This window comes from Serratia sp. G204Y (assembly GCF_051172435.1).
Classification (GTDB): Bacteria; Pseudomonadota; Gammaproteobacteria; order Enterobacterales; family Enterobacteriaceae; genus Serratia; species Serratia sarumanii.
This window is the reverse complement of sequence record NZ_JBPIZA010000006.1, coordinates 56,643-82,344: the sequence shown is the minus strand read 5'-3', so window position 1 is coordinate 82,344 and position 25,702 is coordinate 56,643. Positions and strand designations below refer to the sequence as shown.

18 protein-coding genes are annotated in these 25,702 nt (G+C 60.2%); 14 read left to right on the top strand and 4 right to left on the bottom strand.

Features of this window, described 5'->3' with window-relative positions; genetic code table 11:
• Nucleotides 1-11: 11 nt before the first annotated feature.
• Nucleotides 12-3,086 (bottom strand): AMP-binding protein, encoded by a 3,075-nt coding sequence (locus tag ACSBQQ_RS21125; RefSeq protein WP_039569059.1) that lies wholly within the window; start codon nt 3,084-3,086, stop codon nt 12-14.
• A 1,092-nt stretch (nt 3,087-4,178) separates the two neighbouring features.
• On the opposite strand from ACSBQQ_RS21125, the gene ACSBQQ_RS21120 reads away from it, so the two are divergent.
• Entirely contained in the window at nt 4,179-5,672 is a 1,494-nt protein-coding gene (locus ACSBQQ_RS21120; protein ID WP_039569056.1) for a PLP-dependent aminotransferase family protein, read from the top strand.
• Here ACSBQQ_RS21120 and ACSBQQ_RS21115 read toward each other — a convergent pair.
• Nucleotides 5,669-6,586, bottom strand: a complete 918-nt coding sequence (locus tag ACSBQQ_RS21115; protein ID WP_039569053.1) for a DMT family transporter — start codon at nt 6,584-6,586, stop codon at nt 5,669-5,671. The genes ACSBQQ_RS21120 and ACSBQQ_RS21115 overlap by 4 nt on opposite strands.
• A gap of 283 nt (nt 6,587-6,869) precedes the next feature.
• Here ACSBQQ_RS21115 and ACSBQQ_RS21110 point away from each other — a divergent pair, with 283 nt between their 5' ends.
• The 4 genes from ACSBQQ_RS21110 (at nt 6,870) to ACSBQQ_RS21095 (ending at nt 13,738) form a co-directional block, all read left to right on the top strand.
• Complete coding sequence (locus ACSBQQ_RS21110; RefSeq protein ID WP_039569048.1) at nt 6,870-8,108, top strand: SrfA family protein; 1,239 nt, start codon at nt 6,870-6,872, stop codon at nt 8,106-8,108.
• Nucleotides 8,108-11,053, top strand: a complete 2,946-nt coding sequence (locus ACSBQQ_RS21105; RefSeq protein WP_039569250.1) for a virulence factor SrfB — start codon at nt 8,108-8,110, stop codon at nt 11,051-11,053. Before ACSBQQ_RS21110 ends, ACSBQQ_RS21105 begins: the two co-directional genes overlap by 1 nt.
• Complete coding sequence (locus tag ACSBQQ_RS21100) at nt 11,050-13,230, top strand: virulence factor SrfC family protein (RefSeq protein ID WP_039569044.1); 2,181 nt, start codon at nt 11,050-11,052, stop codon at nt 13,228-13,230. The genes ACSBQQ_RS21105 and ACSBQQ_RS21100 overlap by 4 nt, the downstream gene beginning before the upstream one ends.
• A gap of 94 nt (nt 13,231-13,324) precedes the next feature.
• Entirely contained in the window at nt 13,325-13,738 is a 414-nt protein-coding gene (locus ACSBQQ_RS21095; protein WP_060426936.1) for a VOC family protein, read from the top strand.
• Nucleotides 13,739-13,815: 77 nt separating this feature from the next.
• Here the strand turns inward: ACSBQQ_RS21095 and ACSBQQ_RS21090 are convergent, their stop codons facing one another.
• Nucleotides 13,816-15,015 (bottom strand): NAD(P)/FAD-dependent oxidoreductase, encoded by a 1,200-nt coding sequence (locus ACSBQQ_RS21090; protein ID WP_060388442.1) that lies wholly within the window; start codon nt 15,013-15,015, stop codon nt 13,816-13,818.
• Between the two features lie 300 nt (nt 15,016-15,315).
• Here ACSBQQ_RS21090 and pitA point away from each other — a divergent pair, with 300 nt between their 5' ends.
• Nucleotides 15,316-16,818 (top strand): inorganic phosphate transporter PitA, encoded by a 1,503-nt coding sequence (gene pitA, locus ACSBQQ_RS21085; RefSeq protein ID WP_033636373.1) that lies wholly within the window; start codon nt 15,316-15,318, stop codon nt 16,816-16,818.
• A 73-nt stretch (nt 16,819-16,891) separates the two neighbouring features.
• On the opposite strand, the gene uspB is transcribed toward pitA, so the two are convergent.
• Nucleotides 16,892-17,227: a universal stress protein UspB gene (uspB, locus tag ACSBQQ_RS21080; RefSeq protein WP_016930435.1), complete on the bottom strand. Its 336-nt coding sequence runs from the start codon at nt 17,225-17,227 to the stop codon at nt 16,892-16,894.
• Between the two features lie 432 nt (nt 17,228-17,659).
• On the opposite strand from uspB, the gene ACSBQQ_RS21075 reads away from it, so the two are divergent.
• From ACSBQQ_RS21075 to ACSBQQ_RS21040, 8 genes are all read left to right on the top strand, one after another.
• The gene (locus ACSBQQ_RS21075) at nt 17,660-18,433 is read left to right on the top strand and encodes an SDR family oxidoreductase (protein ID WP_039569031.1); all 774 of its coding nucleotides are present in this window, start codon (nt 17,660-17,662) and stop codon (nt 18,431-18,433) included.
• Between the two features lie 72 nt (nt 18,434-18,505).
• A complete protein-coding gene (locus tag ACSBQQ_RS21070) occupies nt 18,506-18,769 on the top strand; it encodes a hypothetical protein (RefSeq protein WP_223182202.1) in 264 nt (87 codons plus the stop codon).
• Complete coding sequence (locus ACSBQQ_RS21065; protein ID WP_435013473.1) at nt 18,762-20,516, top strand: monovalent cation:proton antiporter-2 (CPA2) family protein; 1,755 nt, start codon at nt 18,762-18,764, stop codon at nt 20,514-20,516. The genes ACSBQQ_RS21070 and ACSBQQ_RS21065 overlap by 8 nt, the downstream gene beginning before the upstream one ends.
• A gap of 5 nt (nt 20,517-20,521) precedes the next feature.
• Nucleotides 20,522-21,103, top strand: coding sequence for a DUF924 family protein (locus ACSBQQ_RS21060; protein WP_049195636.1), 582 nt, complete (start codon nt 20,522-20,524; stop codon nt 21,101-21,103).
• A 51-nt stretch (nt 21,104-21,154) separates the two neighbouring features.
• Nucleotides 21,155-22,063, top strand: coding sequence for a LysR family transcriptional regulator (locus ACSBQQ_RS21055; protein WP_047570115.1), 909 nt, complete (start codon nt 21,155-21,157; stop codon nt 22,061-22,063).
• A gap of 266 nt (nt 22,064-22,329) precedes the next feature.
• Nucleotides 22,330-22,767, top strand: a complete 438-nt coding sequence (gene uspA, locus ACSBQQ_RS21050) for a universal stress protein UspA (protein WP_004930988.1) — start codon at nt 22,330-22,332, stop codon at nt 22,765-22,767.
• Between the two features lie 200 nt (nt 22,768-22,967).
• Nucleotides 22,968-24,311: an NADP-specific glutamate dehydrogenase gene (gdhA, locus tag ACSBQQ_RS21045; RefSeq protein ID WP_060429264.1), complete on the top strand. Its 1,344-nt coding sequence runs from the start codon at nt 22,968-22,970 to the stop codon at nt 24,309-24,311.
• Between the two features lie 329 nt (nt 24,312-24,640).
• Entirely contained in the window at nt 24,641-25,627 is a 987-nt protein-coding gene (locus tag ACSBQQ_RS21040; protein ID WP_060429265.1) for an autoinducer 2 ABC transporter substrate-binding protein, read from the top strand.
• Nucleotides 25,628-25,702: the final 75 nt, after the last annotated feature.

Genomic DNA, 25,702 nt, shown 5'->3' with positions numbered 1-25,702 from the left:
AACAGGATGCATCAAAGAGTCATTCTTTCAATTATCCCGATATATTCTTTTGACAGCCGTATCACTTCATCTTTTTTTAGCGCTGCCATATGATAGTTAAAGCAAACATTTAGACATTCTCCTTCATGAATAGACAATGTCATATCGACTTTTGCGAAGTCGCTTTCTACCGCTTTGACGTCAATATCAACTCCACCACAATTGACCGGTGATGGCATCGCACTTAAATAGTTAAAACAGACCGGCGCATACAAGAGATCCATCCAGCCATGCGCGCGAATGTCACTATTCAAAATATCATAAGGTATCGTTTGATTTTCCAATAACCCATACACTCTTTTTCGACAACGATCTAAAAGCGATCCGATATCATCTTCAGGACTGTACTTATCGTAATAAGTCACTCTATTTACGAAACAACCCAACAGCGAGGTTTCTTCATAAAGCATGCGATTGGAGACAGGGATGCCAATTGGCACATGGCGATAACGCGTAAAAGTATTTAGCAACACATTGAATGCCGTCAGCATACAAACAAAAACTGTGGTTTGGTGGCTTCTCGCAAAGGCCATGAGCGATTGCGTCAACGCTTTCGAGATCGTAAACCACACATTTTTTCCCTCCAACGTATCTCGGGGGGAGAACAGGGAAGCATCTGCGCCGGTATGTACGTAATGAGCAAAAGTTTCCAGCCAAAATTCTCTTTCCTGCGGGTAGCGCGTCGGCTGGATGCACTGCTGTTGCCAGCAACGATAGTGCTGATACCCCTTGCCTTGGCCTAGCTCAAAGCCACGATCGCCCGCGCGGTAGGCCTGAAAATAAGCAATGAATTGCTTGAAGAATAAACCGATAGAGTCATGGTCAAAAACGGTGTGGTGGACCTGTAGCAAGAGAATGTGCCAGCTCGCCGGTAGGGACATGAACCGGATATGAATGAGCGGCATGAGTTCAAGATCCATCTCGGGTACGCCGGCGGCGGCCAACAGCCCTTCGTCGCTCAGCTCATCGAAAGTGCAGATCTCCGCCGCGCACTCCTGGCGCACGATCTTCAAATCCGACGCGGGATAGTCTCCCTCACTGCAACTAACGTTGTTTAGATTAAAGCGACTGCGCAATACTGGATTATTCTTCAAGATCTGCTGAATACTCCACTCCATGGCGGAAATATCCAGCGGCCCACCGAAGGCCAACCTAAACGCAATCTGATAAGCGCCAGGCGCCGGGCTGATTTGATCTAAAGTTAAAAAATAGCGCTGTTCACTAGAGATAGACGGGAGCCTAAAATCATTTTCAAGCACAACCGGGTCAGTATCATTGACATAGTAAGGCACGATAAACGATAGCAGATGAGGCGTTGCATTATCGAAAAACAAGGTGTAATCAATATCGCTAAATAATCGGCGCTTAATTAATTGCCTTATCTGAATCACCTGCAACGAACCGCCACCCAGATCAAAGAAATTATCATCTGCGCCTAAGTCACAGAAACCTAATGCCTCCTGGAATATATCAATGAGTTCTTGTTCCAATTCGTTGGCGGCGGGACGAAAAGCATAACTCAGCGCAGGGCGTGATGGAACGGGTTGGGGCAATCGCTGGAGGTCCAGTTTTCCGTTAGGAAGTTTTGGCATGGTTTCGACAAAAATAAAGTGCGAAGGAATCATGGCTGCCGGTAACGTCAAACGCAAAAAATTCCTGATTTCGTTTGCCGAAATAGTCCCCTCAGATTCCGGAACCAGGTAAGCGATCAATCGTATGCCCCCCGTGCTTTCCTCTGTCTTCCGCACCAAGGCGTGTCTAATTCTGTGATCTTCACGTAAGGCGATTTCAATCTCTTCCGGATCGATTCGCACTCCATTTATCTTGATCTGGCGGTCGATGCGACCCAGATAGACAATCTCGCCATGCGAATTGAATTTTCCCAAATCACCGGTTCGATGGCCACGATAGCACGCATGATCGATTTCCTGCGTAAAGAAACGTTGGTGAGTTAATGTATCGCGATTGAGGTAACCGCGCGCCACGCCTTTCCCAACAATACAGATTTCCCCACACCGATCGCCGCTGACAGGTGAACAGTCATCATCAACAATCAGTATTTTACTGCCTCGCAATGCCTTACCCAGAGTGACCGCCTTCCCTTTTTCCAAACGAGCGAAAGAGCCGTTTGCCGTCGTTTCCGTAGGGCCGTATAGGTTATACACCGTTGCGTCTGGACATTGCGCAAAGGTTCGCTCTTTTAGATCAAAGGGAACCGGCTCACCGGAAAGAAATACGGTTGTTGGTAAACGCGACGCGCCGCCTGCTTGACGATCGTAGCGCAGCAACGCATCCCATACCGTCGGCACACAATAAAGCGCTCCTGAAGGATGTTGTTCGTACCAAGTCAGCAATTTTTCAGGCTCATGCAAAATATTGGCAGGTAAAATATGCAACGTATCGCCACGCAGCAAAGGGGCATAAAGTTGCGTAACCGCAGCAGCAAAACTCAAGGTTGAAGTCAGCGGTAATACTGCCTGAGTTTCAGGCCAAAGTGCTTGGTTGAACCAATCCAGGTAATAACTCAAATTCCCGTGCTCAATGACAACCCCTTTTGGTAACCCGGTAGAGCCTGAGGTATACAGCACATAAGCGATATCCGTTTTCTGTACCACGGGCAGGCTTATCGTAGCCGGCATATCTGCATAGGCGATATCCTCTAACGCCAGCGTAGAAGGGAAATTTTTTCCTATCCCCGTTTTACGCATGATGGAAACCGTGGTCAGCAACAAAAAGGCTGCAGCGTCATCGAGAATTTTTAATACTCTCTCGTTAGGCAAAAAATCTGATAAGGGAATATAGGTGTAGCCCGCTTTGAGAATTGCCAACAGCACCACAGGCATCATTAGACCTGGCTCCAGATAGACAGCAATTCTTCCTCGTGGATGCATCGGATATTTTGATAATAAATAGCGCGCTAGTAGATTGGACTGGTATTCAAGCTGGGCATAACTCAACGTTTGCTCGCCAAAAACGACTGCACGCTTAGCCGGTCGTTGGGTTGACCACGTCGAAATGGGTTCAAAAATAGGCTTTCTGTCATTCATAACAGCTCCTTCCATATTTTCCGCCTAAACTCAACAGTAAAATCCAAAGAAACTCAGGTTCAAACCTCGGTATGTTTTTTGATCAAAAAAATGCCCGAAGGTTGGCCATCAGATTCTTAATAAAGCTGGCGTTTTTTTTGCAATCAAAAGACAGTCATTACGACAACTGACATATGCAGAGGAAAGCATGATCGCGCAGTCTTGCCACGATTCATCTGAAATTTAAAATAACCTAGCCTATTTAATATCTCTAAATAGTTATAATTATGGATAATTCCTACTGAATGATTACGTTAAGTAATTAGTTAGGAATAATAATACCATGAGAATGATACTCAAAGACCAAAATGATTCAATTTGTAAAATATAAAAATTTTCGCATACTTTATCTGATTAAAATTTAACCGATATAACCGCAATAAGTTGATTTTAAAAAAAATAAAAAAACAACCTAATCAGAAAGCATTTGTTACATATGATATTTACTTTTGATTTTTTTGGCATTTGACAGAAGATAAAGTTAAACAAACATAAACAAATTGCGGTGTGAAACTCACTTTTAGAATAGGGGTATAAATATAAAACCGTGATGCAATCGACATTTTATCAAATCGTCTAAACAATTATTTTTGTAATTATTAACATATCAATATCTGGGTATCGAGATAAAATCGTCGCATATATTCTCACTGTTAATGCATAACCATGTTACTGACGGGTGATAATTCAACGTTCCCTTTGTATTACCCCTTTCCTTGTCGCTACATGATCAATCCTGCTTCAATGCTCACTTCACAGGACGTGACAGCGTTTGCGCTCAAAACCACCCCACGGATGGGCATGCCTTTATGGCCGCTAATGCTTACTTATTCCCGCAGGAGATTCCCGTTATTTACTCCGTATATTACGAATAAATATCCAAAATCTGGCGACAGGTTTTAAAACATTTTAGAACGTTTCATCACGCTCATTCAGGTGTAGCCAACGCTGAACTTAACAACAGCGAACAAATGATAAAAGATATCCGCTATTAACACCGAAAATGGTCTACTCTGAGCGTTAATTTTCCCTATAGATTGCGAGCCGGAATGCATGCCCAGAACAGCCAAAGCCGTTGACGTCCCCGCCCTCGGCGAGCTCGATCGTCAGGCGGGTCAACTTAGCCACCAGCTGGCGCAGGCCCTGCGCCAGGCCATCCACCGGGGCGATCTGAAAGCGGGCGACCTGCTGCCCTCGACGCGCCGGCTGTCGGCGGCGTTGAATCTGGCGCGCGGCACGGTATTGGAGGCGTTCGCTCAGCTAACGGCGGAAGGTTTTCTCGAACCGCAGCCCGGCTCCGGCACCCGGGTCGCCCACTATCAGGCGCCGCGCCGCACGCCGCACGCCACGGTGCAGGCCGCTCCGTCCACAGCCGTGCCGCTTTCCGCACAGGCGCAGCATCTGGCGCGCTTTGCCGCCCAGGCGCGGGCGTTGCCGCCGGTGCCGTTCACCGTCTCGGTGCCGATCGGCGATACCGCGCCCGACGATATCTGGCGGCGGCTCGGCAACCGCATCCGGGCGCGCGGCCCCGGCGCCCCGTCAGGCTACGGCGATCCGCTGGGCGCGTTGCCGCTGCGCGAAGCCATCTGCGACTATGTGCGCCGTTCCCGCTCGGTAAACTGCACGCCGCAGCAAATCCTCATCACCTCCGGCACGCAACAAGGGCTCTATTTGGCAGCACAGATCCTGCTGGACGCCGGCGACAGCGCCTGGGTGGAAGACCCCGCCTACGCCGGCATCACCGCCATTTTCGACAGCCTGTTTCGCGATCGGCGCATGATTAGGGTGCCCGTCGCCGCCGACGGCATCGACGTCGCCGCCGGTATCCGCCTGGCCGCCGACGCCCGCGCCGCCTTTGTCACGCCATCGCATCAATATCCGCTGGGCATGCCGATGAGCATGGCGAAAAGAAGCGCCCTGTTGGGCTGGGCCAAAGAGCGGCAGGCCTGGATCGTGGAAGACGACTACGACAGCGAGATACGCTACGCCGGCCACCCGTTCCCTTCGCTGCAGGGGCTGGCGCCCGAGCGAACGCTCTATCTCGGCACCTTCAGCAAGGTGCTGTTCCCTTCGCTGCGGCTGGGTTACGCCATCGTGCCGCCGCCGCTGGTCGACGCCTTTTGCGGCGCCAGGATCCTGATGGATCGCCATCCGCCCAGCGCGGATCAACACGTGCTGGCCGCCTTTATCGCCGAAGGGTATCTCGACCGGCATATCCGCAAAATGCGCGGCGTCTACGCCGAGAAACGCCGGGTGCTGATCGAGGCGATCAACACGCATATCCCCGCCGATTTGGCGATAGTGCAGCCCTGCGATCAGGGCATGCACATGGTGCTGTGGCTGAGGAAAGATCTCGACGACGTGCGGGTCGCCCAGCAGGCCAACGAAGCCGGATTGGCGCTGCGGGCGGTGTCGCCGATGTATGCGCCCGGCCACGGTGAGCCGGGCCTGGTACTGGGGTTGGGCGGTTACGCCGACCGCCAGGTGCAACAGGCGGTGGAACGGCTCGGCGAGGTGATCCTGGCCTGCGCCGGCAGCGGCGCCTAGCGGGAAAAGCGCTTGGCGCCGAACACGCAAACCACCACGCCGGCCATCACGGCGATCATCATCGGCTGGACGGTTTCCTGCAGCAGCCAGCCCGCCAGCGCCAGGCCAAAGAACGGCTGCAGCAGCTGCAACTGCCCGACGGCGGCGATGCCGCCCTGCGCCAGGCCGCGATACCAGAAAATAAACCCAATCCACATGCTGAACACCGAGACGTAAACCAGCGACAGCCAGGCGGCGCCGCTGACGGCAGGCCAACCGGCCGGCGCCGCCAGCCAGGTGGCCGCCAGCGTCAACGGCAACGCCGCCACCAGCGCCCAGGAGATCACCTGCCAGCCGCCGATCCGGCGCGACAGCACCGCCCCTTCGGCATAACCCAGGCCGCACAGCAGCACCGCACCGATCATCAGCGCATCCCCCTGCCAGCCGCCGCCGCTCCCCTGGCTTAGCGCGAAAGCGCCCACCAGCACGGCGCCGACGCCTGAAAAAGCCCAAAAAGCGGGCTTGGGCCGCTCTCCGCCGCGCAAAACGCCAAAACCGGCGGTCGCCAACGGCAGCAGGCCGATATACACCAGCGAATGCGCCGAGGTGGTGTGCTGCAGCGCCAGCGCCGTCAGCAGCGGAAAACCGATGACCACGCCGAGCGCCACAAACAGCAGCGGCGGAAAATCGGCCCGCGTCGGCCGCGCCTGGCGGGTGATCAGCAGCGCACACAGCGCCAGCAAGGCGGCGATCGCCGCCCTGACCGCCGTCAGAAACAGCGGTTCGAGCTCCAGCACCGCCACCCGCGTGGCGGGCAGCGAGCCGCTGAAAATAATCATGCCGAGGAAGCCGTTCATCCAGCCCTGGGGCGAATGCCCGGCGGCGGGATGCGCAGGGGGAACAACGAGAGTTTTTTCAGACTGACTGTCCGTCATGTGAACGCTCCGCACGCCTGAGGCATACCGAAATCGGCAACCCGCGAGGCGATGTCATAGTGAAAGAGAACATCGTTCCCCGGCGTCGCTTGCCGGGGCCAGGTTCTATTTTTCAGATAAAGCGGTTCACGGACAGGTCCGGATAGCGAGATTTTCACTGTGCCGGTTCCGCTAACGCCAAAGAAGGGCGTTTTTCGGGCTGTCCTTGGCCGTTTGGCGGCTCTGCCTGCGGGGTATCATGGACTTTTATGCGTTTTTGCAGAACAGGACAAGGTGCGGTGCCGTGGTGAAACCCTTCTTACGCAGTGGCAGTTTGGATGATGTGCTGGCTTTAGGCGAAAACGGGCAACCGGTCTACGCCTGCGCGCAGCAGCTGCGGGAAACCCTGCGTCTTCGCCGGCAGCAGCAGGCCGCCGACTGTCTGGCGCTCCCCCAGCCGAACGAAAGCGGCACCCGCATCGACTGGTATGCGCCCTTCCCCGGCAAGGTCACCTCCTGGCTGGCGGCGAGCGACGCCCAGCGCGCGCAGGCGGTGCGCCACCTGGAACACTGCCTGACGACCTTCCGCAGCCTGACGGAACAGGCCCAGGCGACCGATCACCCCAGCCATCGCCTGTTCGGCGCGCTGCTGGCCAAAGCGATGCACATGCCCGACCCCAACCACGTTTACCTGGTGGACGATCGGCCGGTGCTGACCTTCTGGGGCTTTATCAAGCCGCAGGCGCAGAGCCCGGACGATCCGCTAGCCTGCCTGCGCCCGCTCGAATCGGAAGTGGAAAAACCGGCGCCGATCGCCGCCGCACCGCGCAAGCCGGCCGTTGTCGAACCGGTAAAACCGGCCCCGGCCGCCGAGCCTGAACCGGCGCCCGCCCCGGCAGCGCCTATCGAATCCTCTGCCGTCGTTCGCCCGCGCCGGCGCTACGCTCTCTGGCTGTTGCCCGTACTGTTGCTGGGCAGTGCGGCGCTGGCCGCCTGGCTGCACCGCTCACCGCCGCCGCAACCGGCGATGCCGGCGGAGGTCCAGCATCCGGCGCCGCCGGAAAAAACCGCCGCGCCGTTGCCCAAGCTGCGCTTACCGCTGGCGCACGCGACGCTGATGCCGCCGCCCCCGGCGCCGGTCATCCCGCCGCCGCTGGACAAAAATGCGCTGGTGCTGCCGCCCGAGGCGGTGAAGGCCGGCTCCACCCGTTTCCTTAATGGCAAATGGCGCGCCACCGTGGCGCTGAAAGACCCGATTACCGGCAAGCGCCCCAGCCTGCAATATCGTCTGAACGGCGGTAAAGGCATCGCCGTTATCGCCTACGGCGACGGCGTCAGCTGCCGGGTGGCGGTCGAAGCCGGGCTGATGCAGTCCGGCAATCTGGTGATCAACAGCCGCACCAAGGCGCGCTGCAGTGACGGCAGCCGCTACCAGATCCCGGAGATCGTCTGCCGCCAGGGCGACACCGGCGCGGCGGAGTGCACCGGCCGCTACGATGCGGACACCACCTATCCCATGACGTTCAAGCGCGAGAGTAAATGATGCTGGCACCCCTTACGGACTACAAACACGGCATTACGCTGATTCAGGACAGCGGCATTCAGTTTCTGGACTTTGCCCTGACGCCGCTGCTGGACGCCGAGTTTCCCGGCAAATTCGTGCGCAAGACCGCCAGCGGCCCGCTGCTGCGCCTGCAATGGGAGGCCGAGAGCGGCAAATATCAGCTGCCGGCCGTGGGCGACCAGGCCGCCGAAGTGGTGCGGCCGGAGTTCAGCTATCCGCTGCAGCAGTCGCTGCACCTGCTGGATAAGCTCTGGTTGCCGCTGCCCTGCTTGCGCCACACCCCGGCGGGCCTGTTCTTGTCGGGCCCGGACAACTGGGCGCGCCTGCAGGTGGTGCAGTTGGATGAACCGGATCAGGACGGCAACCTGCTGCGCGTGGTGCTGGCCTTCGACACCCGCGCTGCGGCGCCCGGCCAGGAGGCGCTGGCGCCGGGCGAAAGCGATCTCGGCACCGATCTCCGTTTCGCGCTGGCGCACCGCAACCACGAGCTGGGCGAGTTCCTCGATCTGACCTGGGTGGACGGCTGGCTGCGCGAGGCGTTCAGCCAGCGCGCCACCGAGCGGGAGCAGCGTGCCGAAGTGGAGATCAACGCCGGGCTGAAAACCTTCGAGTATCAGGCGCACTACCTCAATCTGTTGCACATGCTTGGCCATCAGCTGGCGGTGCCGCAGATAAAGATGGTGGCGGCGACGCTGCAGCAACCGGCGATCGACGTCGATCTGGTACTGGACGTCGGCAACTCGCACACCTGCGGCGTGCTGGTCGAGGATCATCCGGAGGAGAGCAACGGCCTGAAGCAAACCTACGAGCTGCAGCTGCGTTCGCTGTCCGAACCGCACCGCGTCTACAACGAACTGTTCGAGAGCCGGGTGGAGTTTTCTCGGGCCGGCTTCGGCAAGCCGCATCTGTCGTTCCAGAGCGGGCGCGACGACGCCTTCCAGTGGCCGTCCATCACCCGCGTCGGCCGCGAAGCCGCGCAGCTGGCGCAGCGGCGAACGGGCCATGAAGGCACTACCGGCATTTCCAGCCCGCGCCGCTACCTGTGGGACGAGGAGCGCTATGCGCCCGGCTGGCGCTTCAACGAGCGGCACGAGCCGATGGCCGCCGCCGCGCCGTTGACCACCCTGATCAACGACGAAGGCGTGCCGCTGTCCGCCCTGCCGACGGCGCAACGGCTGCCGGTGTTCGCCGCCCATTACAGCCGCAGCGCGGTGATGACGCTGATGCTGAGCGAGCTGCTGGCGCAGGCGCTGATGCAGATCAACAGCATCGCCCAGCGCAGCCGCATGCCGAACGCCGCCGCGCCGCGCCGTTTGCGCGCCATCATTCTGACGCTGCCTTCGGCGATGCCGAAACCGGAGCGCGAGATCTTCCGCCGCCGCATGCAGGAGGCGATCGGGCTGGTGTGGAAGGCCCTCGACTGGCACCCGCAGGATGCGCCGTTCGACGGCGCGCACGCCCGCTTCCCGGCGCCGCAGGTGCAGATGGAGTGGGACGAGGCCACCTGCGGCCAGATGGTCTATCTGTACAATGAAACCCAGGTGAACTTCGCCGGCCGCACTGACGCCTTTTTCGCCGCCATGGCCCGGCCCGACCGGCCGCTGGCGCCGGATGAGCAGGCGGGCAAAACGCTGCGCATCGCCTCCATCGACATCGGCGGCGGCACCACCGATCTGGCGATCACGCACTATTCGCTCGACGACGGCGTGGGCAACAACATCAAAATCAACCCGCGCCTGCTGTTCCGCGAGGGCTTTAAGGTCGCCGGCGACGATATCCTGCTGGACGCCATCCAGCAGTTTATCCTGCCCGCCGTGCAGCAGGCGTTCGAAGCCGCCGGCGTAAGCGCCGCCCCGGCGTTAATGGACAGGCTATTCGGCAACGAAGGGCGTATGGACGGGCTTTCCACCCTGCGTCAGCAGGCCGCGCTGCAGATTTTCATGCCCGCCGGGCGCGCGCTGCTCGGCGCCTATGAAGAATACGACCCGCTGGACAGCCGGGCGGAAATCGCCGCCAGCCTGGGCGATCTGCTGCCGCAGCCGCCGACGCCGCAGGTGCTGGCGTTTATCAACGGCGAGGTGCAGCGCGAAGCCGACAGCGACGCCTTCGAGATTCTGCACACCCCGCTGGTGATCCGCCTGGCCGATCTGCACGCCGCCTTCTTGTCCGATCGCATCGGCATCGGCCGCTGCCTGCGCCTGCTGGCCGAGGTGGTGGCGCTGTATACCTGCGACGTGCTGCTGTTGACCGGCCGCCCGGCGCGTTTCCCCGGCGTGCAGGCGCTGCTGCGCCACCTGCAGCCGCTGCCCGCCAGCCGCATTCTGCCGCTCGAGGGCTACCACACCCGCAGCTGGTACCCGTTCAACAAACGCGGCCGCATCGACAACCCGAAATCCACCGCCGCGGTGGGCGCCATGTTGTGCCTGCTGGCGATCGACCTGCGGCTGGAGAGCTTTTACTTCAACGTCGGCGATTTCCAGCCTTACTCCACCATTCGCCACCTGGGCATGCTGGACGGCAACAACATGCTGGCGGACGATAACGTCTATTACCGCGACATCGATCTGGATCGCGCCGACTTCGCGCTCGACCCCGCCGGCAGCTTCCAGCTGCGCGGCCCGCTGCGCCTGGGCTTCCGCCAACTGGACAACGAACGCTGGCCGGCCTCGCCGCTCTATACGCTGACCATCAATGACGCCCAGCTGGCGCGCAAACTGGCCGGCGACGCGGTGATCACCCTGCGACTGGCCATTACCGCCAGTGCCGAACAGGGCGCGGAAAGCGTCAGGATCGCGCAGGCGTTGCTGGCCGACGGCAGCCCCGTCCCGGCGCACCATCTGCAACTGAAACTCAATACCCTGGCTGCCAGCGCCTCCGGCGCGACCCACTACTGGATAGACAGCGGGAGCATTTACCCACGATGAAAGCTATCACTACCGCCCAATCGGCCCCGAACCACGCACTCAGCGCCGGCATTCTGCAGGCGATCGCCTGGGTGGACACCGCGCGCCGGCAGTCCACCCGTTTGGAACGGGAAGCCGATCGCCTGACGCTGCGCCTGCGCCGTTGCCATAACCGCGCACTGCAATTGGCGAAGGCACAACCTGCGCAGGTCGCTATCGGCCTGTACGGCCACAACGCCGCCGCCAAGGCCCACCTGCTGGCGGCGCTGGCCCCCGGCGCAGAAAGGCTGCACGGCGACGCCGCGCTGGCGGTGCGTTACTGCGCCACCGCGCCGACGCCGTCCACCGAGTATCCTCTCGCCCTCGCGCTGCTCGATGAAGCGCAGTGGCTGGCCATCACGCTCGATGCCGCCGCGATGGGCGGCTTCCGGCTGGACTGGGACGCCCGCGCGATCGCCGGCCATCTGCAAGCGTTGGCGCGTCACCGCCAAGCCGTCGCCCTCGACGGCCTCAGCGACAGCGATGTGCTGGCGCTGTGGGATAGCCAACGCCGCCACGGCGACAAGGGGCAACAGACGCTGGACAGGCATTTCTGGCCGCAGGCCGTGGCGCTGGCGCCGCAGCTGAGCATCGACGATCGCGCGCGCCTGTTTGCGCCGCTGTGGGGAGAGGAAACGACGCTGACGGCGCATTATCGCCAGCTGGCGCACACGCTGCATGCCCTCGGCGGCAGCCGACAGGTTCATGCTCCGCACCGCGCCTTACCGCTGCTGACCGCGAGCGCCGCAGCGGAAAACGCCGCGATCGTCGTGATGGCCGAACACGGCGGTGAACGGAAGATCGCGTTGAGCGATCTGACCTGGCTGACCGCCGAAGTCACCACCGTTCTGCCGCAGACGGCGCAGGCGGGCCTGCCCGCCGACGTGGCGCTGATCGACCTGCCCGGCAGCCGCGCCTGCCCGCAGGCGGAACCGACGCAGCGGCTGCAACAGGCGAAACGCGCCCATTTGCTGACCCGCTGCGCAGACGGCCTGCACGCCAACCTGCTGCTGGTGGCCGATGCCGCCGCCACGCCGCAGGACGCCGCTCGCGTCGGCCAGGCGCTCGCCAACTGGGTCAATCAGACTCAGGGAGAAACCCCGGCGCTGCGCCAGCGCCGCAAACCCGGCCTGATCTGGGCGATCACGCCGTTCGATCAACGCGGGGAAGGCAAAGCGCGCCCCGACGACGCCGTACAGCGCCAGGTCGGCGAGCCCGGCGACAGCTGGGCCACGCTGCTGGCGCTGGATGAACAGGATTGCCGCCGCATGGTAAGTTACCTGGCCACCCAGGCGCGCCCGGCCCAGAAGCAAGCGCGCCTGCTCGAACAGCGCGAAGAGTTGCAGCGTGAGCTGACGGAAAGCCTGCTCGGCAACTGGCTCACCGCCGCCGATCCGCACGCGGCGCAGCAGCGCGGCCAACAGCTGCTGCGCGCGCTGCAGGCGCAGGCCGGCCGCCACGGCGAACTGCTGGAACGGCTGTTGCCGCAGCGCGATACGTTGCGCCAGCTTTATCAGCAACAGCAGCACGCCGCGCCGGCCCCGACGACGACGCCTGTACCGTTCGGGCTCGACATCGATCTGTTCGGCGCGCCGGAAACCCCGGCATCCGGCGAGCCCTCCGCGTCGCCCTTTGCCGCGCGGGTATTCGCGGATTGGATCAACCATCTGCGCAGCCTGCCGGACAGCCGCCGGTTGCTGGAGCTGCTCGGCGTCGAAAAGCCGCACCTGGAACTGCTGGTCGATGCGCTGATCGGCGCCGCCTGCCGCCTGCGGCTCGATGATGAGCTGGAACGCGCGCTGTGCGCCGGGGGCCTACCGGAACAGAGTGAAGATCGGCAAATCAGCCAGGCGCTGGCGATACTGGGCGACTTCGTCGCCTGGCTCGGCTTCCAGCGGCGCGATGCGGCAACGCGCCCCGAGAGCCGCGTCAACCCCGGCCAGCCGATCTTTACCCCGCCGCCGCAGCCGGCGGTGGACTGGAGCAGCCAGCAGCGGTTAACCCGGCTGGCGCCGACGCCGACCAAAAACACCGCGTTTTATATCTATGACTGGCTGATCGGCCTGCAAACCCTGCTGGCGGAGAATGCGGCGACGGAAAGCGCGCTCGGCGAGGCGCAGCGCGCGGCGTTGGAAGAGATCGTGGCGACTCTGCGATAAGCGGCGGCTCTGGCAGCAATAGGGGGCGAAAACAGGATAAATCGGGCGTTGCCGATTATGCTGATGAGTAACACAGCGATTCTGGGAGAAAATCATGCCCCCTTTCAGCCTGAAGACTATCGATCATGTGGTTCTGCGCGTGCGCGATGCGGAAAAAAGCCTGCGGTTCTATACCCAGACGCTGGGTTGCGACATCGCCAAACGGCGGCCCGATTTGGGGCTGGTGCACCTGCGCGCCGGAACGGCCATGATTGATCTGGTCGACGTGAACGGCCAGCTTGGAAAAAAAGGCGGCGACGCGCCCGATCCTCACCGGCAAAATGTCGATCACCTCTGCCTGCGCATCGATCCTTTCAACGAAGACGAACTGCTGGCCTATCTGCGATCGCAGGGGATCCCCGTCGCCCCTGCTGAATCGCGCTACGGCGCGGAAGGCGACGGGCCATCGGTTTACTTCAGCGATCCGGATGGCAATCGCATAGAGCTTAAGGGGCCGGCGGCCGATTAAATCACGGTGTGTTCCGGATATCGGATAACCATAAAATAGCCTTCTAAATCGGCCTAGCCCCTTCACGCTGCTGAACGTTAACGCTCCTGCGCCGCCAACGCCTGGGCGCAGGCCCAGGCCGAGCTCCACGCCCACTGGAAGTTGTAGCCGCCCAACCACCCGGTCACGTCCACCACTTCGCCGATAAAATAGAGCCCCGGCGCCTTGTGGGCTTCCATCGTCTTGGAGGAAAGTTCGTTGGTGTCAACGCCGCCGAGCGTCACTTCCGCCGTGCGGTAACCTTCGGTGCCGTTCGGCTGCACGCGCCAGTTCTGCAACAGCTCCACCAGCGCCGTCTGCTGCGGCGCATTCAGCTGCTTCAGCGTGGCCTCCGGCAGTTGTCCCAGGGTTTGCAAGCACTCCACCAACCGCTTCGGCAATTGCAGCGCCAGGGTGTTTTTCAGGCTTTGGTTCGGGTGCTGGCGGCGTTGATCATCCAGGAAGGCCGCCAAATCCAGCTCAGGAAGTAAGTTAATGCTCACATACTCACCCGGTTGCCAGTAGCTGGACAGCTGCAGCACCGCCGGGCCGGACAGGCCGCGATGGGTAAACAGGATGCTTTCACGGAAGCTGACGCCGTTCTCGGCGGTGATCACCGCCGGCACCGAGACGCCGGACAGCGTCTGCACATGCTCCAGCAGCGGCTTATGCAGGGTAAAAGGCACCAGCCCGGCACGCGTCGGCAGCACCCTGAGACCGAACTGCTCCGCCAGCTTGTAACCGAACGGCGAAGCGCCCAGCCCCGGCATGGACAAACCGCCGCTGGCCACCACAAGTGAGCGAGCACTCACTTTTTCACCATTCAGCGCCAGCGCGTAGCCATGTTCGGTTTTCTCCACGCCCAGCACTTCGCTGCGCAGGCGCACCGTCACCTGGCCCAGCTCGCACTCTTTGACCAGCAGATCCACCACCTGCTGCGCCGAGTCGTCGCAGAACAGCTGCCCCAGCGTTTTTTCATGGTAGGCGATGCCGTAGCGGTTGATCAGATCGATGAAGTCCCACTGGGTGTAGCGCGCCAGCGCCGACTTGCAAAAGTGCGGGTTGTTCGACAGGTAGGCCGCCGGTTCGGCGTACATGTTGGTAAAGTTGCAGCGCCCGCCGCCGGACATCAGGATCTTGCGGCCCGGTTTTTTGCCGTTGTCGAGCAGCAACACGCGGCAACCGAGTTGCCCCGCCTGCGCGGCGCAAAACATGCCGGCGGCGCCCGCCCCAATCACTACGACATCAAACTGTTCCACCTGAGCCTCTCTTATCAAAACCACAATCGCGACAAAAGGGCGCCATATTACGCCGTTTCGCCGCCGGTCACCGCCAAATTCACGGCGGCAGATTGTAAAGCCCCGGCGCCGTCAACGCCATAGTAAGAAAATATTACAGAGGTCAGAGGAGAATAACGCATTGATATTCCGTATTTTTGTTATAGGCGCGTCATCGTTTCGTCATGTCCAAATCAAAAAAACGTCATATTTTCCTTTTCCCCGGCCCCGGTTGTCACTGATAATGCGCGGCGTTCATGTCCACAAACTGGCGTAACGCTTATGCTGCATTTGTTCGCTGGCCTGGATTTCCATACCGGCCTGATGTTAATTCTCGCATTGTTGTTCGTGTTGTTTTATGAAGCCATCAACGGTTTTCATGATACGGCCAATGCGGTCGCTACAGTTATTTATACCCGCGCCATGCGCTCGCAACTTGCGGTCGTGATGGCAGGTTTGTTCAACTTTCTTGGCGTAATGCTCGGCGGTTTGAGTGTTGCTTACGCCATCGTCCACTTGCTGCCTACCGATCTGTTGTTGAACGTCAGTTCAGCACACGGATTAGCCATGGTCTTCTCCATGCTGTTGGCGGCAATCATCTGGAACCTCGGCACCTGGTATTTCGGTCTGCCGGCCTCCAGTTCCCATACGCTGATAGGCGCAATCATCGGTGTCGGTTTAACCAACGCCCTGATGACCCACACTTCAGTGGTGGATGCGCTTAACGTCCCGAAAATGATTGGTATTTTCCTTTCTCTGCTGTTCTCGCCGCTGGTCGGCATGATGGTGGCGGGAGTGATGGTGTTCGCCTTGCGCCGCTATTGGAGTGGCACCAAGAAACGCCAGCGTATCCACATGACCCCTGCGGAACGTGAAAAGGTCGACGGCAAACGCAAGCCGCCGTTCTGGACCCGTATCGCGCTGATCCTGTCGGCGATTGGCGTCAGCTTCTCGCACGGCGCCAACGACGGCCAGAAAGGCATCGGCCTTATCATGCTGGTGCTGATCGGCGTTGCGCCGGCCGGCTTCGTGGTCAATATGAATGCAACCGGTTATGACATCACCCGTACGCGTGACGCCGTGACCCACCTGCAGCAATATTACCAGCAGCACGGCGACGCGCTGTCGCATGCGGTGTCGTTGACGCCGCTGGTGCCAAGCCCGGATGACGAAGCTGCGCCGAACAAGCCGGCCGAGTTCCACTGCGACAGTTCGCGCGCCATGCCGGCGATCGAGCTGGCTCAGGGCATGCTGACCAACCTGCAAAGCTACGATCAACTGACGGTTGAGCAGCGCAGCCACCTGCGCCGCCTGCTGATGTGCGTGACCGACACGGCGGATAAAGTCGCCAAGCTGCCGGAAACCTCATCCGCCGACCAGCGCTTCCTGAAGAACCTGCGTCAGGATCTGCTGCAGACCGTCGAGTACGCGCCGATGTGGATCATCGTCGCCGTCGCGCTGGCGCTGTCGCTCGGCACCATGGTGGGCTGGAAACGCGTGGCCACCACCATCGGCGAGAAGATCGGCAAGAAAGGCATGACCTACGCCCAGGGCGTATCGGCCCAGATGACCGCGGCGCTGTCTATCGGCGTGGCGAGTTATACCGGCATGCCGGTCTCCACCACCCACGTCCTCTCTTCGGCGGTTGCCGGGACGATGATCGTGGACGGCGGCGGCGTGCAGAGCAAAACCGTGAAGAACATCCTGTTGGCCTGGGTACTGACCCTGCCAATCTCGATTCTGCTTTCCGGTGCGCTGTATTGGGTTGCGTTGAAGCTGATCTAAGCGATAAGCATCATGAGGAAGGCGGCCGCAGGGCCGCCTTTTTTTTGCCTGCATCAAGGGAAACAGGAAGGCATTAATACCAGATCATCAGCGCTATCAGGCTGATGACCACCAGGCCGCACAGGGCCGAGGTCAGCATGAACTGCCCGCGCACCCGCTCGCAGCGGCGAATAAACTCCGGATCGTGGTGCTCGACATAGCGTTGCGCAAAGATATAGCGCACCAGCCTCAGCTGCTTGCTGGGTTGCCCGTGGGCGGTGAAGAAACCGCCGCCATCGACGTATTGGTACAGCAGCGGATCGCAGCCGCGCAATACCACCAGCAATGCGCGCAGAGAAGAGTAATACCGCACCATGTTTACCACACACACCACACATAAGGCCCAAAACAGCGCGACGGTACTGATCATGATTACCCCCTCAAGGCGTTGTTATCCGCGGCCATCCGCCGGGTCCAACCGCCCTACCTCATTACCCGATACTCTGCTGGAGCTTACCGCTCTCATCCCCTTTTTTGCCTGCACGGGCCATGCCCATAACCCACCGCCTCCGGAGACGTTACCGCACCGCACAGAGAGATTTGCACGGCGTGATTCCACTCAGAGGGGAAATGGTGAGGCCCATATTCATCATTGTAGGTTAATGAAACGCAAACTGGCCTGATCAGTGGATAAAATTTACCGCCACGTGCCGAAACGCCCCCGCCGGGGCGTTATAAGTGATAACCGTTCGTCTGCAATTAGTCGTTTTTCCTGGATAGTCTATCCCGCCCCACGCCGCTGATCTTTCCCCCCACGCTGGCTAGACTCAGGTTTCCGTTACGCTCATCCAAGGAAACTGTTATGGCAAACCATTCAATCAAGGGAAAAACCGTCCTGATCGCCGGCGGCGCCAAAAATCTCGGCGGGCTGATCGCGCGCGATTTGGCTGAACAAGGCGCCAAAGCGGTAGTGATCCACTACAACAGCGCCGCCTCCAAAGCCGAAGCGGATAAGACCGTCGCCGCCATCCAGGCCGCCGGGGCGCAAGGCGTCGCGCTGCAGGCCGATTTGACCACCGCGGGCGCTATCGAGAAGCTGTTCGCCGATGCGGTCGCCGCCGTCGGCAAGCCGGATATCGCCATCAATACCGTCGGCAAAGTGCTGAAAAAGCCGATGGTCGACATCAGCGAGGCCGAGTACGACGAGATGACGGCGGTCAACGCCAAAACCGCGTTCTTCTTCCTGAAAGAGGCGGGCAAACACCTCAACGACAACGGTAAAATCTGCACGCTGGTCACCTCGCTGCTCGGCGCCTTCACGCCGTTCTATGCCGCTTACGCCGGCACCAAAGCGCCGGTGGAGCACTTCACCCGCGCCGCCGCCAAGGAGTTCGGCGAGCGCGGCATCTCCGTGACGGCGGTCGGCCCCGGCCCGATGGACACCCCGTTCTTCTATCCGGCCGAAGGCGCCGATGCGGTGGCGTATCACCAAAGCGCGGCGGCGCTGTCGCCGTTCAGCAAAACCGGCCTCACCGATATCGAAGACGTGGTGCCATTTATCCGCCACCTGGTCAGCGACGGCTGGTGGGTTACCGGCCAAACCATCCTGATCAACGGCGGCTATACTACCAAGTAACGCCGCATGGGGGGCGCGCGTCTGGCGTCCGCCCCCGCCAGGAGGCGCAGCGTAGAGGATATTGCAATGCACATGCTAATGGTCATTGGCGGAGGCGTGGTTCTCCTGGGATTGTTTGTGCTGTTCGGCTGGCTCTGGGGCGCCAGTGCGGCGGGCATGGCGCTGGCGGCAAAAATTTTCGTCCCGGCCTGGTTGCTGATCGCGGCGGTCAATATGTGGGTGGGCGTCGCCCACGCGGGCTACAGCCTGCGGGCGGAGTTGCCGATCCTGCTGCTGGTGTTCGCGATCCCCGCCGCCATCGCCGCGTTCGTATTCTGGCGCCTCGCCCATGTCTGAAAGCGCCGGCGACCTGCTCAACGTGGTGACGCTACTGGGCGCCGCCGTGGTGGCCGTGCCGCTGTTCAAGCGCTTGGGGCTGGGCTCGGTGTTGGGTTATCTGGCCGCCGGTTTGGCGATTGGGCCGTTCGGCTTTGGTTTGTTCAACGATGCGCAGACCATCCTGCACACCGCCGAGCTTGGGGTGGTGATGTTTCTCTTCATCATCGGCCTGGAGATGCGGCCTTCTCATCTGTGGAACATGCGGCGCGATATTTTCGGCCTGGGCAGCCTGCAGGTATTGAGCTGCGGGCTGCTGCTCACCGCCATCGGCATGGCCTTCGGCTTTTCATTGGCCATCTCCTTCATCTGCGGCATGGGATTCGTGCTGACGTCTACCGCCATCGTCATGCAACTGTTGGGCGAGCGCGGCGACATCGCCAGCCCGCGCGGTCAGAAAATCGTCGCCGTATTGCTGTTTGAAGATCTGATGATTGTCCCGCTGCTGGCGCTGGTGGCGTTCATCGCGCCGGCCGGTTCATCGACGCCGGTATCCGGTTCCGCCTGGGGCGGCATCGCCATCGCCGCCGGTGCGCTGGCCGCGCTGGTGGCGGCCGGCATCTGGCTGCTGAACCCGCTGTTTCGCATTCTGGCGCACGCCAAAGCGCGCGAAGTGATGACCGCAGCCGCGCTGCTGGTGGTGCTCGGCGCCGCTTTGCTGATGCAGGTGGGTGGCCTTTCCATGGCCATGGGCGCCTTTTTGGCCGGTGTGCTGCTGTCGGAATCGACGTTCCGCCATCAGCTCGAAGCCGACATCGAGCCCTTTCGCGGTCTGCTTTTGGGGCTGTTCTTCCTCGGCGTCGGCATGTCTCTCGATCTGGCCGTGGTGGCGCGCAACTGGCCGCTGATCGTCAGCGGCGTGCTGGCGATGATGTTCATCAAAGGCCTGTGTATTTACTGCGTGGCCCGGTTGACGAAAAGCTCGCACGGTGATGCTCTCGACCGCGCCGTACTCATGGCGCAAGGGGGAGAATTTGCGTTTGTGCTGTTCGCCGCTGCGCTGGCCAATCAGGTGCTGCCTGCGGAAGCCAACGCCAACATGACCGCCGTCGTGGTGCTGTCGATGGCTTTGACACCGCTGGCGGTGTTGATCCACCAACGCCTGCGCGCCTCGTCCGACGCCTCGTTGGACGGCACGGAACAGCCCATCGGCTTGACCAACAGCGTGCTGATCGTCGGGTTCGGCCGTTTTGGTCAGATCGTCAGCCAGCACGTTTTGGCGATGGGCGCCGATATCGCCATTATCGACCGCGAACCCCAGGTTGCCCGCGACGCGCAAGACTTCGGCTTCAAAGTTTACTATGGCGACGGTGCGCGCATGGATGTGCTGCATGCGGCGGGCGCCGGCCACGCCCGCGCCATCTTGGTCTGCATTGACGATCCGCAAGCCGCCACGCAGATTGTCGAACACGCCAAAACCCACTTCCCGCAGGCCCGCGTGCTGGCTCGCGCTCATGACCGCGAACATGCCATCGCGCTGATCAAGGCCAATGTGGATTACCAAATTCGCGTCACCTTAGAGTCCGCCATGTCTTTCGGGCATGAAGCTATGTTGGCGTTGGGCTCCGATCCGGAAACCGCGGCGGATCTGATGGCCGAGCTGCGGCGCAAGGATGCCGAACGGTTGGCGATGGAGGTGTCCGGCGGCATTTACGCCGGTACATCGATGATTTTGGGCAATGCGCCGACCAAGGCGAAGAAGGAATGACGGGCATGCCGACCCTTTTCCGCCGGCGCAGCGATGCGCTCGCGGCCGATAATCAAACGGCCGATGAGGTGGTGCGGTTTTGGCGAGACGCCGGCGCAGAGCAATGGTTCCGGCAGGATCCGCGCTTCGACCAACGCTTTCGCGCGCGCTTTTTGGGCCTGCATCTGGCGGCGGCCCGGCGTGAACGCGACGACTGGCTTAAGACGCCGGAAAGCGCGCTGGCGCTGATGATCCTGCTCGACCAATTTCCGCGCAACGCTTTTCGCAACACCGCCCACATGTACGCCACCGATCCGCTGGCGCGCCGCTTCGCCCGCATCGCCATTGCGGCGAACTACATGCAGGCCGTCGAGCCTTCGCTGCGCCTGTTTTTTTGCCTGCCGTTCGCCCACTCGGAAAATCTCGCCGATCAGGATCTTTCCGTGGCGCTAAACGCTCAACTGGGGCCGGCTGAACGCGCGCACGCCGAGGGACACCGCGATATCATCCGCCGTTTCGGTCGTTTCCCACATCGCAATCAGCTGCTGTTGCGCGATACTACCACGCAGGAGCAAGCCTTCCTGGAGCAAGGAGGGTTTGCCGGATAACGCCGCAGAATGCTTTAAGCGGCAATAATAAGGACAATAACGGGCGCATCGATGGACAGATTCAATCAATACCGCGTATTCGTGCAGGTGGCGGAGATGGGCAGCTTTATCCGCGCAGCCCATGTGCTGGAGGTGCCGCGCGCCTCGGTGTCCGCCGCCGTGCAACAGCTGGAAACGCAGTTGGGCGTGCGCCTGCTGCACCGCACCACCCGGCAGGTGCGGCTGACCGCCGACGGCGAACAGCTGCTCGAGCGGCTGCGCCCGCTGCTGGCCGAGGTGGAGGATATCGATCAGTCGTTTCAGGCCAGCCAGCGCCAGGCCTCCGGGCGGCTCAGCGTCGACGTGCCGAGCCGCATCGCCCGCCGGCTGATCGCGCCGGCGCTGCCCAGCCTGCTGCGGCGCCATCCCCACCTGCAGCTGGTGCTCGGCTCCGCCGATCGCGCCATCGATCTGGTGCAGGAAGGGGTCGACTGCGCGGTGCGCGTCGGCGATCTGCACGACAGCAGCCTGGTGATGCGCCCGCTCGGCCATATCGCGCTGATCAACTGCGCCAGCCCCGCCTACCTGAGCGAATACGGGCATCCCACTCACCCCGCAGATCTCGTCACCGGCCACTGGCACATCGGTTACGCCTCGCCCAAAACCGGCCGCGAATCCCCCTGGGAATACCTGACCGCCGACGGCCACACCCAGCGGCTCGAACTGCCCAGCCGGGTGGTGGTCAACAACGCCGAGAGCTATATCGCCTGCTGCCGCGCCGGGCTGGGGCTGATGCAAATCCCGCGCTACGACGTGCAACACCTGCTCGACGCCGGTGAACTGGTGGAAGTCCTGCCCGCTTACCGCGCCGCCTCCATGCCGATCGCCCTGATCTATCCCCATCGTCGCCAGCGCTCACGCCGCCTGGCGGTGTTTCACGAATGGTTTGAAAGCCTGCTGCAGCCGCATCTGGAGCGCTGATTGCGCATTTAGCGCTATACTTTGTTTAATAACGCTTATAATTCAAGCGGTCAGACCGGCAGCATCCGCATAATCAATAGGCTTTTACGCCGCACGGGTGTACAACGAAAGGTATCGGGCGGAGAGATTTTCGATGCGGCGCAGTGTGATCGCCCCAACATATCATTGCGTTATCCGAATGATACTATGGAACCAAAAGCGCAAGGCGGGTAAACGGAACGCCTGCTAACCCTTTTAATCGGCATGTTTATGGAAGGAGTATTCTTATGGCTTACAAACACATACTGATCGCGGTGGACCTATCCCCGGAAAGCAAGATCCTGGTAGAAAAAGCCGTCTCGATGGCGCGGCCGTACAACGCTAAAGTTTCTCTGATCCACGTCGATGTCAACTATTCCGACCTCTATACCGGCCTGATCGACGTCAATCTCGGCGACATGCAAAAACGCATCTCTGAGGAAACCCATCAGGCGCTGACCGAGCTGTCGCAAAACGCCGGCTACCCGATCACCGAGACCCTGAGCGGCAGCGGCGATCTGGCGCAGGTATTGGTCGATGCCATCAAGAAATATGACATGGATCTGGTACTGTGCGGCCACCACCAGGATTTCTGGAGCAAGCTGATGTCTTCCGCTCGCCAGCTGATCAATACCGTGCACATCGATATGCTGATCGTGCCGCTGCGCGATGAAGAAGACGAATAAAGTAAGCACTTGCTAACTTAACTACCCAACGCCCGCGCCCTGCGGGCGTTTTTCATGCCGCTACGCCGATTAATCGCTTGATAATCAACCGCCCTCCGATGATATAGTCGCTAAAGACACAACATCCTCCCCCGGGCATCGCCTATACCCATATCTATAAGAAATAGCGGGGGAAAACTTAATGCTAAAAGGAGTTATCCATGGAATATGCCGTATCGGTAGAGTCTTTCCTGTCCTCGTTACAGCGCCATAACCCCCACCAGCCGGAATATCTGCAGGCGGTGCGCGAAGTCTTCACCTCGCTGTGGCCGTTTATCGAACGCAACCCGCGCTATCGCGAACAGGCGCTGCTGGAGCGCCTGGTGGAGCCCGAGCGCGTCATTCAGTTCCGCGTCAGTTGGGTGGACGATCGCGGCCAGGTGCAGGTCAACCGCGCCTTCCGCGTACAGTTCAACTCGGCCATCGGCCCCTATAAGGGCGGCATGCGCTTCCATCCGTCGGTAAACCTGTCGATCCTGAAGTTCCTCGGTTTTGAGCAGACTTTCAAGAACGCGTTGACCACCCTGCCGATGGGCGGCGGCAAAGGCGGCTCCGATTTCGATCCCAAGGGCAAAAGCCAGGGCGAGATCATGCGCTTCTGCCAGGCGCTGATGACCGAGCTGTATCGCCATCTGGGGCCGGACACCGACGTGCCGGCCGGCGACATCGGCGTCGGCGGCCGTGAAGTCGGCTTTATGGCCGGCATGATGAAGAAACTGTCCAACAACACCGCCTGCGTGTTTACCGGCAAGGGTCTCTCCTTCGGCGGCAGCCTGATCCGCCCCGAGGCGACCGGCTACGGCCTGGTGTACTTCACCGACGCCATGCTGCAGCGCCACGGCCTGGGCTTTGAAGGCATGCGGGTGGCGGTGTCCGGCTCCGGCAACGTGGCGCAGTACACCATCGAGAAAGCGCTGGAGCTGGACGCGCGCGTGATCACCGTGTCGGATTCCGGCGGTACCCTGGTGGACGAGGACGGCTTCACCACCGAGAAGCTGGCGCACCTGGCGGAGATCAAAAACCAATGCTACGGCCGGGTGGCGGACTATGCCCGTGAGCGCGGCCTGACCTATCTGGCCGGCCAGCAGCCGTGGAACGTGCCGGTGGATATCGCCCTGCCGTGCGCCACCCAGAACGAACTGGATCTCGAGGCGGCGCAGACGCTGATCCGCAACGGGGTGAAGGCGGTGGCGGAAGGCGCCAACATGCCGACCACCATCCAGGCCACCGACGCCTTCCTCGACGCCGGCGTGCTGTTCGCGCCGGGCAAGGCGGCCAACGCCGGCGGCGTGGCCACCTCGGGGCTGGAGATGGCGCAAAACGCCGCGCGCATCGGCTGGCGGGCAGAGAAAGTGGATGTACGTTTACAACATATCATGGCCGATATTCACCACGCCTGCGTGGAATACGGCGGCGAAGGCAAGCAAACCCACTACGTGCACGGCGCGAATATCGCCGGTTTCGTCAAGGTCGCCGACGCCATGCTGGCGCAGGGCGTGCTGTAATCCGCCGTAAAGGTGATCTTGTTCACACATCGATTAAATGCTTCAATGCCGGCCTCTGCGCCGGCATTTTTTTATGCTTTCTCACCATCCAAATGATGCCAATTGGTTAAATAAAAGTTAACAAGAAGTTATTTATCGCTTCTTAATCGGTAGTAAATTTACCACCACAAAATAATTAAACATTTATTTAACACTAAATACGCCATCATTTTACTTAATTGTGCACTGATCACATTTCGTTAACTTCAGCTACGCCCCCTCTTCCATTCCTTTGTAATCTGCAGCGGTGGAAAAACCGCCACCCCTACAGATAAAAAAAGGTACAGCTAATGAAATTTAACCTCGCATTATTAAATGCATGTGTGGTTTCTGCGTGCATGTTATCGACAACACCTGTGTTCGCCGCTGATAAATATGAGATTGCCGTAGTCGCCAAAGTGACCGGCATTCCGTGGTTCAACCGCATGGAAGTGGGCGTCAACGAAGCGGCGAAAAAACTCGACGTCAACGCCTACCAGACCGGCCCTTCTACCCCGGATCCGGCCGCGCAGGTCAAGGTGATTGAGGATCTGATCGCCAAGAACGTCAACGCCATCATCGTGGTGCCGAACGACGCCAAGGTACTGGAGCCGGTGCTGAAAAAAGCGCGCGACAAAGGCATCGTGGTGCTGACCCATGAATCCCCGGACCAGCAGATCGGCCAGTGGGACATCGAGACCATCGACAGCGAGAAATACGCGCAGGCCAACGTCGATGAGCTGGCGAAAGACATGGGCGGCAAAGGCGGCTACGCGATCTACGTCGGCTCGCTGACCGTGCCGCTGCACAACGCCTGGGCCGATTCCGCCATCAAATACCAGAAAGAAAAATACCCGGACATGTTTGAAGTCACCTCACGCTTGCCGGTGGCGGAAAGCATCGACAAATCCTACGCCACCACGCTGGATCTGATGAAAACCTATCCGCAGATGAAGGGCATCATCGGCTTCGGCTCGCTCGGCCCGATCGGCGCCGGCCAGGCGGTGGCCAAGAAACGCGCCAAGGACAAGATCGCGGTGGTGGGCATCGCCATGCCGGCGCAGGCCGCCCCTTACCTGATGCGCGGCGACATCAAAAAAGCGCTGCTGTGGGATCCGAAAGACGCCGGCTATGCGCTGGTGACGGTGGCCGACCAGCTGCTGCAGGGCAAGGAAGTGAACAAGGATCTGGCGATCGAGAGCCTCGGCAAGGCCGACGTCGATATGGAACACAAAGTGATTCGGTTTAACAAGATTTTGGAAGTCACCAAAGACAACGCCCAATCGCTTGGATTCTGATTTTTCGCGTAATTTCGCCACACCGGGAAAGTAGTTAAACCCTCGTAGGGGCGCAGCTTGCTGCGCCCAGGGCTT

What these genes read in the sequence shown, in the direction of transcription:
- ACSBQQ_RS21075 (WP_039569031.1), top strand. Translation starts at nt 17,660, where the DNA reads ATGGCAAACCATTCAATCAAGGGAAAAACCGTCCTGATCGCCGGCGGC.
- gdhA (WP_060429264.1), top strand. Translation starts at nt 22,968, where the DNA reads ATGGAATATGCCGTATCGGTAGAGTCTTTCCTGTCCTCGTTACAGCGC.
- uspA (WP_004930988.1), top strand. Translation starts at nt 22,330, where the DNA reads ATGGCTTACAAACACATACTGATCGCGGTGGACCTATCCCCGGAAAGC.
- ACSBQQ_RS21115 (WP_039569053.1), bottom strand. Translation starts at nt 6,586, where the DNA reads ATGACGGACAGTCAGTCTGAAAAAACTCTCGTTGTTCCCCCTGCGCAT.
- uspB (WP_016930435.1), bottom strand. Translation starts at nt 17,227, where the DNA reads ATGATCAGTACCGTCGCGCTGTTTTGGGCCTTATGTGTGGTGTGTGTG.
- ACSBQQ_RS21065 (WP_435013473.1), top strand. Translation starts at nt 18,762, where the DNA reads ATGTCTGAAAGCGCCGGCGACCTGCTCAACGTGGTGACGCTACTGGGC.
- ACSBQQ_RS21100 (WP_039569044.1), top strand. Translation starts at nt 11,050, where the DNA reads ATGAAAGCTATCACTACCGCCCAATCGGCCCCGAACCACGCACTCAGC.
- ACSBQQ_RS21095 (WP_060426936.1), top strand. Translation starts at nt 13,325, where the DNA reads ATGCCCCCTTTCAGCCTGAAGACTATCGATCATGTGGTTCTGCGCGTG.
- ACSBQQ_RS21125 (WP_039569059.1), bottom strand. Translation starts at nt 3,086, where the DNA reads ATGAATGACAGAAAGCCTATTTTTGAACCCATTTCGACGTGGTCAACC.
- ACSBQQ_RS21120 (WP_039569056.1), top strand. Translation starts at nt 4,179, where the DNA reads ATGCCCAGAACAGCCAAAGCCGTTGACGTCCCCGCCCTCGGCGAGCTC.
- ACSBQQ_RS21070 (WP_223182202.1), top strand. Translation starts at nt 18,506, where the DNA reads ATGCTAATGGTCATTGGCGGAGGCGTGGTTCTCCTGGGATTGTTTGTG.
- ACSBQQ_RS21040 (WP_060429265.1), top strand. Translation starts at nt 24,641, where the DNA reads ATGAAATTTAACCTCGCATTATTAAATGCATGTGTGGTTTCTGCGTGC.
- ACSBQQ_RS21060 (WP_049195636.1), top strand. Translation starts at nt 20,522, where the DNA reads ATGCCGACCCTTTTCCGCCGGCGCAGCGATGCGCTCGCGGCCGATAAT.
- ACSBQQ_RS21055 (WP_047570115.1), top strand. Translation starts at nt 21,155, where the DNA reads ATGGACAGATTCAATCAATACCGCGTATTCGTGCAGGTGGCGGAGATG.
- pitA (WP_033636373.1), top strand. Translation starts at nt 15,316, where the DNA reads ATGCTGCATTTGTTCGCTGGCCTGGATTTCCATACCGGCCTGATGTTA.
- ACSBQQ_RS21105 (WP_039569250.1), top strand. Translation starts at nt 8,108, where the DNA reads ATGCTGGCACCCCTTACGGACTACAAACACGGCATTACGCTGATTCAG.